Source organism: Flavobacterium piscis, assembly GCF_001686925.1.
Taxonomy (GTDB): Bacteria; Bacteroidota; Bacteroidia; order Flavobacteriales; family Flavobacteriaceae; genus Flavobacterium; species Flavobacterium piscis.
Window position 1 is genome coordinate 871196 of the sequence record NZ_LVEN01000027.1, and the last position, 12412, is coordinate 883607.

Annotated in this window: 13 protein-coding genes; 12 read left to right on the forward strand and 1 reads right to left on the reverse strand. The window is 33.1% G+C overall.

The window, feature by feature from the left end; all coding sequences use genetic code 11:
* Positions 1-245: 245 nt before the first annotated feature.
* The 10 genes from hisG to FLP_RS14185 all read left to right on the forward strand — a co-directional run bounded on the left by hisG (position 246) and on the right by FLP_RS14185 (position 9189).
* A complete protein-coding gene (hisG, locus tag FLP_RS14140; RefSeq protein ID WP_065450122.1) occupies positions 246-1103 on the forward strand; it encodes an ATP phosphoribosyltransferase in 858 nt (285 codons plus the stop codon).
* A 216-nt stretch (positions 1104-1319) separates the two neighbouring features.
* Positions 1320-2603, forward strand: coding sequence for a histidinol dehydrogenase (gene hisD, locus FLP_RS14145; RefSeq protein WP_065450123.1), 1284 nt, complete (start codon positions 1320-1322; stop codon positions 2601-2603).
* A 106-nt stretch (positions 2604-2709) separates the two neighbouring features.
* Positions 2710-3756, forward strand: coding sequence for a histidinol-phosphate transaminase (hisC, locus tag FLP_RS14150; RefSeq protein ID WP_065450124.1), 1047 nt, complete (start codon positions 2710-2712; stop codon positions 3754-3756).
* Between the two features lie 109 nt (positions 3757-3865).
* A complete protein-coding gene (hisB, locus tag FLP_RS14155) occupies positions 3866-5002 on the forward strand; it encodes a bifunctional histidinol-phosphatase/imidazoleglycerol-phosphate dehydratase HisB (protein WP_065450125.1) in 1137 nt (378 codons plus the stop codon).
* Between the two features lie 68 nt (positions 5003-5070).
* Positions 5071-5664, forward strand: a complete 594-nt coding sequence (gene hisH / locus FLP_RS14160; protein WP_065450126.1) for an imidazole glycerol phosphate synthase subunit HisH — start codon at positions 5071-5073, stop codon at positions 5662-5664.
* A 99-nt stretch (positions 5665-5763) separates the two neighbouring features.
* On the forward strand, positions 5764-6489 hold the full coding sequence (gene hisA / locus FLP_RS14165) for a 1-(5-phosphoribosyl)-5-[(5-phosphoribosylamino)methylideneamino]imidazole-4-carboxamide isomerase (RefSeq protein WP_065450127.1): 726 nt from the start codon (positions 5764-5766) through the stop codon (positions 6487-6489).
* A gap of 104 nt (positions 6490-6593) precedes the next feature.
* Positions 6594-6905: an NIPSNAP family protein gene (locus FLP_RS14170; RefSeq protein ID WP_065450128.1), complete on the forward strand. Its 312-nt coding sequence runs from the start codon at positions 6594-6596 to the stop codon at positions 6903-6905.
* A 111-nt stretch (positions 6906-7016) separates the two neighbouring features.
* Positions 7017-7772: an imidazole glycerol phosphate synthase subunit HisF gene (gene hisF / locus FLP_RS14175; RefSeq protein WP_065450129.1), complete on the forward strand. Its 756-nt coding sequence runs from the start codon at positions 7017-7019 to the stop codon at positions 7770-7772.
* Between the two features lie 84 nt (positions 7773-7856).
* A complete protein-coding gene (gene hisIE / locus FLP_RS14180; protein ID WP_065450130.1) occupies positions 7857-8453 on the forward strand; it encodes a bifunctional phosphoribosyl-AMP cyclohydrolase/phosphoribosyl-ATP diphosphatase HisIE in 597 nt (198 codons plus the stop codon).
* Between the two features lie 130 nt (positions 8454-8583).
* Positions 8584-9189 carry a hypothetical protein gene (locus FLP_RS14185; protein ID WP_065450131.1) on the forward strand — a complete coding sequence of 202 codons (606 nt, stop codon included), beginning with the start codon at positions 8584-8586 and terminating at the stop codon, positions 9187-9189.
* Positions 9190-9362: 173 nt separating this feature from the next.
* Here FLP_RS14185 and FLP_RS14190 read toward each other — a convergent pair whose 3' ends face one another.
* Positions 9363-10061, reverse strand: a complete 699-nt coding sequence (locus FLP_RS14190) for a carbohydrate-binding family 9-like protein (RefSeq protein WP_065450305.1) — start codon at positions 10059-10061, stop codon at positions 9363-9365.
* Positions 10062-10227: 166 nt separating this feature from the next.
* Here FLP_RS14190 and FLP_RS14195 point away from each other — a divergent pair, with 166 nt between their 5' ends.
* Positions 10228-11883: a M1 family metallopeptidase gene (locus FLP_RS14195; protein ID WP_065450132.1), complete on the forward strand. Its 1656-nt coding sequence runs from the start codon at positions 10228-10230 to the stop codon at positions 11881-11883.
* 301 nt (positions 11884-12184) lie between these two features.
* On the forward strand, positions 12185-12391 hold the full coding sequence (locus FLP_RS14200; RefSeq protein ID WP_065450133.1) for a hypothetical protein: 207 nt from the start codon (positions 12185-12187) through the stop codon (positions 12389-12391).
* The last annotated feature ends 21 nt before the right edge of the window (positions 12392-12412 follow it).

The window sequence follows — 12412 nt, forward strand, 5'->3', positions numbered from 1 at the left end:
AAATAAAAAATAGCGCTTTTATGAAATTAACTATTATATTTGCAACCGAATCAAAGAATTATAAAACAAACCAAACAATGATTTCAAATCAATTACATCATCATCATTTTCATTATTGCTCTCAGGCGATGTGTTAATGGTATGCATGTAAATCATCATATTTTAAAACCCGTTTGAGTACATCAAGCGGGTTTTTTAATTCCAATTCTTTGTACTCAAACTATTAATCAGCAAACAACTAAAAAATGAGTACTTTAAAAATTGCAATTCAAAAATCAGGACGTTTAAACGAAGACAGCATTCAAATTCTAAAAGATTGCGGTATTTCGATCAACAACGGAAACGATCAGTTAAAAGCAGAAGCTTCCAATTTTCCTTTAGAAGTTTTATACTTGAGAAATTCAGACATTCCTCAGTATTTAATTGACGGAGTAGTAGATTTAGCCATTGTAGGCGATAATTTATTAGTAGAAAAAGGAAAACATATCGAAGTAATTCAGAAACTTGGATTCTCTAAATGCAAAGTTTCAGTAGCTGTTCCTAAAACTTTCGAATACAATTCTATTCAGGATTTAGCAGGTTTACGAATCGCGACTTCTTATCCAAATACCGTTAACGAATATTTCAATTCTTTCGGGTTAACAGTTGATATTCACCAAATTTCAGGTTCTGTAGAAATTGCACCCAACATTGGTCTTGCCGATGCGATTGTAGATATCGTTTCAAGCGGAAGCACTTTATTCAAAAACAATTTAAGAGAAGTTGAAGTGATCTTGAAAAGTGAAGCTGTATTAGCGGTTTCACCAAAAGTTTCTCCGGAAATTCAGAAACACATCGATACTTTAAAATTCAGAATTCAATCGGTTTTAAGAGCGAGAAATTCAAAATACATTTTGATGAACGTTCCAAACGATAAAATTGATGAAATCGGAAAAATTTTACCGGTTTTAAGAAGTTTAACCGTTTTGCCATTAGCACAGGAAGGTTGGAGTAGTGTTCACTCCGTAATCGATAAAGATACTTTTTGGGATGTAATAGACAAATTAAAAGAGGCTGGAGCCGAAGGAATTTTAGTTTGCCCAATTGAGAAAATGGTTCTTTAGAAGGAAATTCCAGTTTTTTTAAATTCCAAATTCCAATTGAAATAAAATTCCAATATAAAAATTCCAAATCCCAAACTTCGACAACAGCTTTGCGAACTTAATTAACGTTTTTAAAAGTAAGAATACTAAAAAACCTTGCGCTCTTTGCGGTTAAAAAAACACAAAGCATTGGAATTTGTAATTTAAAAAATTGGAATTTATAAATTAATAACAATTATGAATAAGATAGACAATCCAAAACCAGATACCTGGTCAGAAATATTAAAAAGACCAACCAAAACGATCGATGATATCGAAGTTACGGTAAAAGAAATTTTTAAAGAAGTAAAGAAAAAAGGTGATGAGGCGGTTGCTAAATACACTTCTATTTTCGACGGAATTACTTTAGACAATTACGAAGTTACTCCACAAGAAATTGAAGATGCTATCAATTCAATTTCAGATGAATTGAAGCAGTCAATTCAATTAGCTAAATCAAATATATTAAAGTTTCACACCGCTCAAAAAACAGATCGAATTTCAGTTGAAACCATTGAAGGGGTAAATTGTTGGCAGGAAAAGAGACCAATTCAAAAAATTGGTTTATACATTCCGGGTGGAACGGCGCCTTTGTTTTCTACGGTCTTAATGCTGGCAGTTCCAGCAGAAATTGCGGGTTGCAAAGAAATAGTTTTGTGTTCACCTCCGGATAAAACAGGAAAAATAAATCCGGCGATTTTATATACCGCCAATTTGTGCGGTGTAACCAAAATATTAAAAGTAGGCGGAATTCAGGCAATTGCAGGAATGACATTTGGAACACAATCCATTCCGAAAGTGTATAAAATTTTCGGACCAGGAAACCAATTTGTAACAGTAGCAAAGCAATTAGCAACACAATTTGGAGTAGCAATCGATATGCCGGCCGGACCGTCAGAATTATTAATTGTAGCTGATGATACTGCGGTTCCGGCATTCGTAGCGTCAGATTTATTATCTCAGGCAGAACACGGAACCGACAGTCAGGTAATTTTGGTTTCAACGTCAAACAAGTTGATTGATGCTGTTGAAAAAGAAATTCAAATTCAGATTGAAGCACTTCCGAGAAAAGCAATTGCAAAAAAAGCGATTGAAAATTCGAAATTGATTTATGTTGAAAATGATCAGATTGCATTGGATTTAATCAATGAATATGGACCGGAACACTTTATAATCTGTTCAGAATTTGATGATTTTTATTGCAATGGAATCGTAAATGCTGGTTCGGTTTTTATTGGAAATTACACACCGGAAAGTGCTGGCGATTACGCTTCAGGAACGAATCATACGTTACCAACAAACGGATACGCTAAGAATTATAGCGGTGTAAATCTGGATAGTTTTATGAAATCAATGACATTTCAAAAAATATCAGAAAAAGGAATCCAAAATATAGGGAGAGCGATCGAAATTATGGCTGAAGCCGAAGGATTGCAGGCTCATAAAAATGCTGTAACGCTGAGATTAAAGAGTATAGAGTAAAGAAAATAGAGTCAAGAAGCAAGAAGCAAGAGAAAGGGAGTTAAAAGTATAGATTTAAATCTTGCTTCTTGCCTCTTGATTCTTTCTTCTCCTTAAAACAAAAAAAATGGAATTCAATATAAATACAATAACACGCGAAAACGTAAAAACATTAAAGCCCTATTCATCTGCACGAGATGAGTTTGAAGATTTTGATACTGCCGAAATGATTTTTTTGGATGCCAATGAAAATCCGTTTCAAAATGGTGTAAATCGCTATCCGGATCCGCAACAGAGTTCGGTAAAAGCGATTTTGGCGAAGAATAATAACGTAAAATCAAGTCAGATTTTACTTGGGAACGGAAGTGATGAAGTTTTAGATTTGCTATTTAGAGCTTTTTGTGAACCTAAAGTTGATAATATTATTTCATTGCCGCCCACGTACGGAATGTACAGTGTTCTGGCGAACATTAATGCAGTAGAAAATAGAGAAGTTTTGCTTTCAACAGATTTTCAGCCACAAGTGGAGAAAATTTTAGAAGCCGTAGATGAAAACACGAAAATCATTTTTTTATGTTCTCCAAATAATCCAACAGGAAATTCTTTTAGTGATGAAAGCGTGGTGAAATTACTTCAAAACTTTAAAGGTTTGGTTGTAATTGACGAAGCTTATATTGACTTTTCGGATAAAGAAAGCTGGTTGACAGAAATGGATGAATATCCAAATTTAGTAATTACACAAACGCTTTCAAAAGCGTATGGTTTAGCCGGAATTCGTTTGGGAATTTGTTATGCATCTGAAGCTGTAATTTCAGTTTTAAATAAAATAAAGCCGCCTTACAACGTAAATGAATTGACACAACAGAGAGCGATTTCTCGTTTGAATGATTCTGATAAAATTAAAAAGGAAATAGCTTCTATTATTGAGCAAAGAGAAGAATTACTTAAAGTTTTACTTGATGTAAGTTTTGTTGAAAAAGTGTATCCAACAGAAGCTAATTTTATTTTGGTTAAAGTAGATAATGCCAATAAAAGATATGATGAATTAATTGCAAAAGGAATTGTAATTCGTAACAGAACAACGCAGCCTTTATGTGAAAATTGCCTGCGTTTTACGATTGGAATTCCAGAAGAAAATGCAGTTCTGATTAAAGAATTGAAGTTATTAAAATAGAAGAAAGATTATAGAGCAAAGAAGAAAGAAAAAATTGAAAGAGCTTTTTTGGATAGAATTAAAAGTCTATTTTCTTTACTCTTTTTTCTTTATTCTCAAAAAATAAATTATGAAAAAAGTACTTTTTATCGATCGTGATGGAACGATTGTTTTAGAACCGGAAAATTTACAATTAGACAGTTTGGATAAATTAGAATTTTATCCAAAAGCGTTTCAATATTTGTCTAAAATCGCCAGTGAATTAGATTACGAATTAGCAATGGTTACCAATCAGGACGGATTGGGAACGGATAGTTTTCCGGAAGATACGTTTTGGCCTACGCAGAATTTCATTCTAAAAACCTTTGAAAATGAAGGCGTTTTATTTGATGATATTTTTGTGGACAGGTCTTTTCCTGAAGATAATGCGCCAACACGCAAGCCAAGAACGGGAATGCTGACGAAATATTTGAATAATCCGGAATATGATTTGGCAAATTCGTTTGTATTAGGAGATCGTTTGACCGATGTAGAATTGGCAAAAAATTTGGGTGCAAAAGCAATTTTCATGAATTTGACAGATGGATTTGGGACTAATGAAATTTCGTTAAAACGTGAAGAATTAAACGATACGATTATCCTGCAAACAACAGATTGGAAAAGAATTTATGAGTTTTTGAAGTTAGAAGCACGTTCGGCATCAATCACACGTAAAACCAATGAGACCGATATTTTTATTGATCTAAATCTGGACGGAACCGGAAAAAGTAAAATCGAAACCGGAATAGCATTTTTTGATCATATGTTAGACCAAATTTCACGTCACGGTCAAATGGACTTGGAAATCCTAGTTAAGGGTGATTTAGAAGTGGATGAACACCACACGATTGAAGATACTGCTATTGCTTTAGGAGAAGTTTTTGCAAAAGCACTCGGAAATAAACTAGGAATCGAGCGTTACGGATTCTGTCTTCCAATGGATGATTGCTTAGCGCAGGTTGCCATTGATTTTGGCGGAAGAAACTGGTTAGTTTGGGAAACCGAATTCAAACGCGAAATGGTAGGTAAAATGCCAACAGAAATGTTTTATCACTTTTTTAAATCCTTCTCAGATGGTGCCAAAGCGAATATCAACATAAAAGCGGAAGGCACAAACGAGCACCACAAAATCGAAGCAATTTTTAAAGCTTTCGCAAAAGCAATAAAAGTAGCAGTGAAAAGAGATACAGAAAAAATGATTTTGCCTTCGACGAAGGGAATGTTGTAAAACGCTATAAGCAATAGGCTATAGGCATTAGGCCTAAAGCTTAGAGCTTAAAGCTTAAAGCTTTTTTAATGAAAATAGTAATTATAAATTACGGCGCAGGAAATATTCAGAGCATAATGTTTGCTATTGAAAGGCTTGGTTTTAAAGCCGTTTTGAGTAATAATCCCGAAGAAATTCAACAAGCTGATAAAGTGATTTTTCCCGGAGTTGGCGAAGCAAGTTCGGCAATGAAAAAACTGAAGGAAAGTGGTTTGGATAGTTTGATTCCGAATTTAAAACAACCGGTTTTAGGAATTTGTCTGGGAATGCAATTGATGTGTAAATCATCTGAAGAAGGCGATACAAAAGGTTTGGGAATTTTTGATGTTGATGTAATTAAATTCACCTCAAAAGTAAAAGTGCCACAAATGGGATGGAATCAGATTTACGATTTAAAATCGGATTTATTTAAAGGTATTTCTGAAAATGAATTCATGTATTTGGTTCATAGTTTTTACGCTCCAAATTGCTCCGAAGCGATTGCAATAACGAATTATGAACTAGAATACGCATCAGCATTGCAAAAAGATAATTTTTACGGAACGCAATTTCATCCGGAAAAAAGTGGGGCTGTTGGTGAGAAAATACTAGAGAATTTCCTTAAATTAAATTTCAAAGAATAAATTCCAAATTCCAATAACAATATCAATTTTAGAAAATCAGGAATAAGCGATTTTTAAAATAATCTCAAATCTGAATTCTAAAATCTAAAATATCAAAAAATGAGAATAATACCAGCCATAGATATCATTGACGGAAAATGTGTTCGTTTGTCAAAAGGTGATTATGATACGAAGATAATTTACAATGAAAACCCGCTTGAAGTCGCGAAATCCTTCGAGGCGCATGGAATCGAATATTTACATTTAGTAGATCTTGACGGTGCGAAATCAAGTAAAATTGTCAATTATAAAATTCTGGAGCAAATTGCAACTCAAACGAGTTTGCAAATTGATTTTGGCGGAGGCTTAAAATCCGATGAAGATTTGAAAATTGCTTTCGAAAGTGGTGCAAGTCAGATTACCGGAGGTAGCATTGCGGTAAAAAACAGGGCAATTTTCGAAAAATGGATTTCAGAATACGGTTCTGAGAAAATTATTCTGGGTGCTGACGCAAAAGATGAAAAAATAGCAGTTTCAGGATGGTTAGAAGATTCAGATGAAGATTTAATTCCGTTTATTCAGGAATACCAGATAAAAGGAATTCAGTATGTTATTTGCACTGATATTGCCAAAGACGGAATGCTTGAAGGGCCAAGTTTTGATTTGTACGGCAAAATTTTGAAAGAAGCAAATGGAATAAAACTAATTGCCTCAGGAGGAATTTCAACTTTCGATGAATTACCAAAATTAGCACATTTAGGATGTGAAGGAACGATTATCGGAAAAGCAATTTACGAAGGCAGAATCAGTTTGAAACAACTGGAGAACTATATAATTAGGAAATAGTATAAATAAGATAATGTGCCAATTAGAAAATTAGATAATTTCTAGTATTGAGCAAAAATTATCTAATTATCTATTTCCGCATTGACACATTAAAAAAAAAGATTATGATAACTTGTCATTTAAAATACGTTATAGATCCTTATCAATTAGGGGTATTTGAAGATTATGGTAAAAGATGGATTAAGATAGTGAATCGTTTAGGAGGCCAGCATCACGGTTATTTTATGCCTTCGGAAGGAGCTAATAATATTGCTTATGCACTGTTTTCTTTTCCAAGTTTAACTGATTATGAAAATTACCGAAAACAAATGTATTCAAAAGACGATAAGGAGTGTGTAGAAGCTTTTAAAATTGCCGAAGACACAAGATGCATTATAAGTTACGAGAGAACGTTTTTAAGTCCTGTATTTGAATAATAAAATTAGAGCATTCCGCAAAGAGACGCAAAGCAAAACACAAAGATTCACTAAAAATCTTTTGTGGATCTCTGTGAAATCTTCGTGAATCTCTGTGAAACAACTAAAAAAATGCTTGCAAAAAGAATCATTCCTTGTTTGGATATAAAAAACGGAAGAACCGTAAAAGGCGTTAACTTTGTTGACTTGCGCGATGCTGGAGATCCAGTAGAATTGGCTGAGATTTACTCCGCTGAAGGTGCAGACGAATTGGTTTTTCTGGATATTTCAGCTACTGAAGAACGTCGTAAAACCTTGGTAAATATGGTGCGTAGTGTGGCTGAGAAAATCAATATTCCGTTTACGGTTGGTGGTGGAATCTCATCTGTTGAAGACGTTGAAATTCTGTTGAATAATGGAGCTGATAAAGTTTCAATTAATTCATCGGCAGTAAAAAATCCGCAATTAATTAATGATTTGGCACAGAAATTTGGAAGTCAATGTGTTGTTGTCGCAATCGATGCCAAACAAATTGATGGACAATGGATTGTGCATTTAGTTGGCGGAAAAGTACCAACTGAGTTAAATTTATTCGATTGGGCTGTAGAAGTTGCAGAACGTGGTGCGGGAGAAATTTTATTCACATCTATGGATAACGACGGAACTAAAAATGGCTTTGCGAATGAAGCTTTGGCGAAACTTTCAGAATTGATCAATATTCCTATTATTGCCTCTGGTGGAGCAGGAAATATTCAGCATTTTGTAGATTCTTTCAAAAAAGGAAAAGCAGATGCGGCTTTAGCAGCAAGTGTTTTTCACTTTAAAGAAATCGAAATCAAAGCTTTGAAGGAGGAATTGAGAAAGAATGATATTGAGGTCAGGCTTTAGATAATAGAATCAAGAGTCTAGAAGCAAGAAACTAAATAAAGAGATCAGTAATCTAAAATCTGAACTCGAAAATCTAAAATAAATATGAACATAGATATTAAAAGCTCACACGGATTAATTCCGGCAATAATTCAGGATTCAGAAACAAAAAATGTTTTGATGTTGGGATATATGAATGAAGAATCACTTCAGAAAACAATAGAAACTCAAAAAGTTACTTTTTTCAGCCGTTCAAAACAAAGACTTTGGACAAAAGGCGAGGAGAGTGGTAATTTTTTAGAATTGGTCAATATTAAAAATGATTGCGACGGCGATACACTTTTGATTCAGGCGAAACCTGTTGGACCAACTTGTCACACAGGCGCAGATACTTGCTGGCAGGAAGAAAACAAAGAAAATTACGGTTTTATCTCTAGCTTAGAAAAAACAATTGCAATACGTAGAGAAAATGCTGATTCTGAGAAGAGTTATGTAGCTTCGTTATTTGAAAAAGGAATCAACAAAATTGCACAAAAAGTTGGTGAAGAAGCTGTAGAAGTAGTTATTGAGGCCAAAGATGATAATGACGATTTATTTTTAAGTGAAAGTGCTGATTTATTGTTTCACTATTTGATTTTATTGCAGGCAAAAGGCTTTCAGTTGAATGATGTTGTGAATGTTTTGAAGAAACGCCAAAAGTAGTTTAAGGTATTTTCTATACAATCTTGTCAGACTGAGCGAAGTCGAAATCCTATTTGCTAAATCACTTTCCGGGACTTCGACTTCGCTCAGTCTGATAAAAATTATTACTTTAGCTAAAAGCAATAATTTTATGAAACTATTTTTATACCTGTTTTTATTTTTGTTTCCAACATTAAACTACGGATTCAAAAAACGTGAATTGCCCTATTCAATTGTTATTTCAAAAGCAGAGTTAATTGTGGATGGAACCATTTCTAAAGTTTCAAAAAATGAATATGAATTTACAATAAATCAGTTTGTAAAAGGAAATTCACCTTTAAAAATTAAGGTTCAAATCTGGAAGGAATGGATTTGTGATCCAAGAATTAAAGAGTTAAAATCTGGTCAAAGATTAATTTTGTTTTTAGAAAAAAGTGCTTATGGGAGTTTTAGTCCAATTAATGATAGCACTGGAGAGATATACATTGATAATGATTCTTTTATAAACATATTTCTTCCTAGAGAGTTTACTAATCCTAAAGTTTTAAAGGAAGGAATTTCTATGTTTTTACAAACTTATAAAGTTTATGGAGATTTAAATGATAGGTTCTTACAAAACATTCATATTCAATCCAATAAATCTATATTTGAAATTTATAAAATGAAAGAAGATAATAAAGTTTTTAGATTTTTAGTGGGTAACGATGTGCATTATTCTGAAGTTAAATTTAATTTGATACCACAGTTTATCAATTAAAGATTAGAAAAAAGTACTTCACAAATACAAATTCCGGTTTATTAAATCACTTTGCGGGACTTCGACTTAGCTCAGCGTGCTAAAAATTTCTATTAATAAAAAAGAATAAAAAATCCGTGTAAGATCCGCGTCTTCGCGTAGCGAATCCGTTTCATCTGTGTGCCATCTCAACGCTACTCCACAAACTCAAAAACCGCAAATTCATCCGGTTGGTGAAAACCATGTTTTGAACTTTTATAATACTGTAATGCAAGATATTCGGTTGTGTTACCGTAATCAATTCTAAAAGCATTTCCTTTCCATTTTGTTCCAACTTTTGGTGGTGTAAAATTGCCATTTTTGATGGTTTGCAAATTCGAAAAGGGAATTTTAATTTCGGTAGTATAACCTTCTGAAGTTATTATACTAATAGCTTCTAATTCTTTAATATCAAAATTCATGTTGGTATTCCAGCCGCCACAATTTGGTGATATACATTTCAGTAATAAATCATAATTAGAGGAAAAAGCATTTACTCCAATTTCTATATAATTTTGACCATCGCCATCAGGATCGATAAAAAACTCTACTAAATCATCTGAATTAAAAATTGGAGCATCTTTTTTTTGAGCTGTCCCAATTATTTTAGAATCATCAGAACGGTAGGCGATATATAAATTTTGATCATTCCACGAAAGTGAAACAAAGGTATGCTGACTGGCGCTTTCTCCGGAACTATGAACTACAAATGGTCCTGAAAAAGGCGCTTTCCAATCTGATAAATCACCATCGATAGTGATTTTTTCGGTTGTTTTGTAAATGGGGTGTGTTTGTGAATATGATAGTCCGGAACCAATTAAGCCTATAAATAAAAAAAATAAACTGTGTTTCATAAGCGAATTGTATGCTAAATTACTGAAGCTAAAATAGACAAGAATAATTGATTTCATACTAAAAAATTCCATGTTTAAATTAAACTAAAACTGTTTGAAAATGTTTAATTTTGAAAAGTTAAGTTTCTGTTTTCAGGAAATCTATTTTAAAATCATACTATACCCTATGAAAAAACTCTTCTTTGGCGTTTCTATCGCTTTTTTAATTGGTTTTACGGCCAAAGCACAAGGACTTATGAATAAGTCTGAAACAGTTTTTACACATCAGGATACTTTGCGCGGCAGCATTACAAAAGAAAGAGCGTGGTGGGATTTAAAATATTACCACTTAGATGTAAAAGTAAATCCAAAAGAGAAAACAATCACCGGTTCAAATACTGTTCGTTATACTGTTTTAACAGAGTCTGATAAAATGCAAATTGATTTGCAGGAACCAATGAAAATTACGAAAGTAACCCAGAATGGGAAAGAATTAAAATTTGAGCGGGACGGAAATGCTTTTTTTATTACTTTAAATGAAAAACAAAAAGTAGGAGAGACCAAAGATATTGTAATTTCATTTGGAGGAAAACCAAAAGAAGCTGTAAATCCACCTTGGGATGGCGGAATTACATGGAAAAAGGATAAAAACGGAAAAGATTTTATTGCTTCGTCTTGTCAGGGATTAGGTGCCAGCGTTTGGTGGCCAAACAAAGATCATATGTATGATGAAGTAGAAAATATGCTGATCAGCGTAAATGTTCCTGGAGATTTAACGGATGTTTCAAACGGAAGATTACAAAGCATTAAAAAAGAAAAAGACGGAACAAAAACTTTTAATTGGTATGTTTCTAACCCAATTAATAATTATGGCGTAAACATTAATATTGGTGATTATGTTAACTTTTCTGAGAAATTTAAAGGAGAAAAAGGAGATTTAGATTGTAGTTATTATGTTTTGAGTTATAATTTGGCTTTGGCCAAAGAACAATTCAAAGATGCTCCAAAAATGCTAAAGGCTTTTGAAAACTGGTTTGGACCTTATCCGTTTTACGAAGACAGTTATAAATTGGTCGAAGCTCCTTACTTAGGTATGGAACATCAAAGCAGTGTGACTTACGGAAATGGCTATAAAAATGGTTATTTAGGTCGTGATTTAAGTGGAACCGGTTGGGGACTAAAATTTGATTTTATCATTATTCACGAATCCGGACACGAATGGTTTGCCAATAACATCACCTATAAAGATATTGCTGATATGTGGGTACATGAAAGTTTTACCAACTATTCTGAAAGTCTTTTTCTTGAATATTATTACGGAAAAGATGCAGCTGCAGAGTATATTATTGGATGCAGAAAAGGTATTAGAAATGATAAACCTATTATTGGAAATTATGATGTAAATAATGAAGGATCAGGTGATATGTATCCAAAAGGAGCAAGTATGCTGCATATGATGCGTCAGGTTATCAATGACGATGCAAAATGGAAATCTATTTTAAGAGGTTTAAATAGTACTTTTTATCATCAAACCGTTACGGGAAAGCAAATCCAGGATTACATCAATACACAATCCGGAATTAACTTTAACAGGGTTTATGCGCAATATTTGACTACAACTCAAATTCCTGTTTTTGAATATATGTTTAAAGATGGAAGTTTTGGCTATCACTGGACAAATTGTGTTGCCAAATTTGATATGCCGGTAAAAGTAACCCTAAACGGTGAAGAGATTTGGTTAAAACCAACTACAGAATGGAAATCAGAAAAAACGTATAATGAAAACAGAAAAGTAGAAGTGAGTAAAGATTTTTATGTTACGTCTTCTAATATTGTGGAATAACTTTTTTTGAAATTCAAAAATTTTTGAAATCCCAAATTCCAATTGATTGGAGTTTGGGATTTTTTATTTGAATAACTTTACGCAAAGACCTCTGTCAAAGTTGATCACAAGCCATCTGGAATTTGGAATTTTAAAGTTTGTTTTTTTTCTATATTAGAATTGCCTGCTAATGTTAATTATATAAAATGTACGAATATTACCGTTTTAATTTTCTATTTTAGATTGTATTAATTTGATAATGAATGAGTAAAGCGTAATCCGAAAAGCTTAAGAGTAGGAAAACAAATCAAATCAAACTATTATGAAAAATTTAAAAGACCTAAAAAACGCTGAAATTCTTAGTAAAAATGCTCAAAAGTCAATTTTTGGCGGCGGACTTCCGTATGTAAATCCAACAATTGGATTATGCGACAGATTATGTGGCGAAGCCGGAGGAGTTATTTCGAATACACCGGGTAGAGGAGATGTTTGTCTGGCAGGAACTTCTACTTGTTGTTATTGTAGATAAAAAAGTATTGAAGTTAATCTA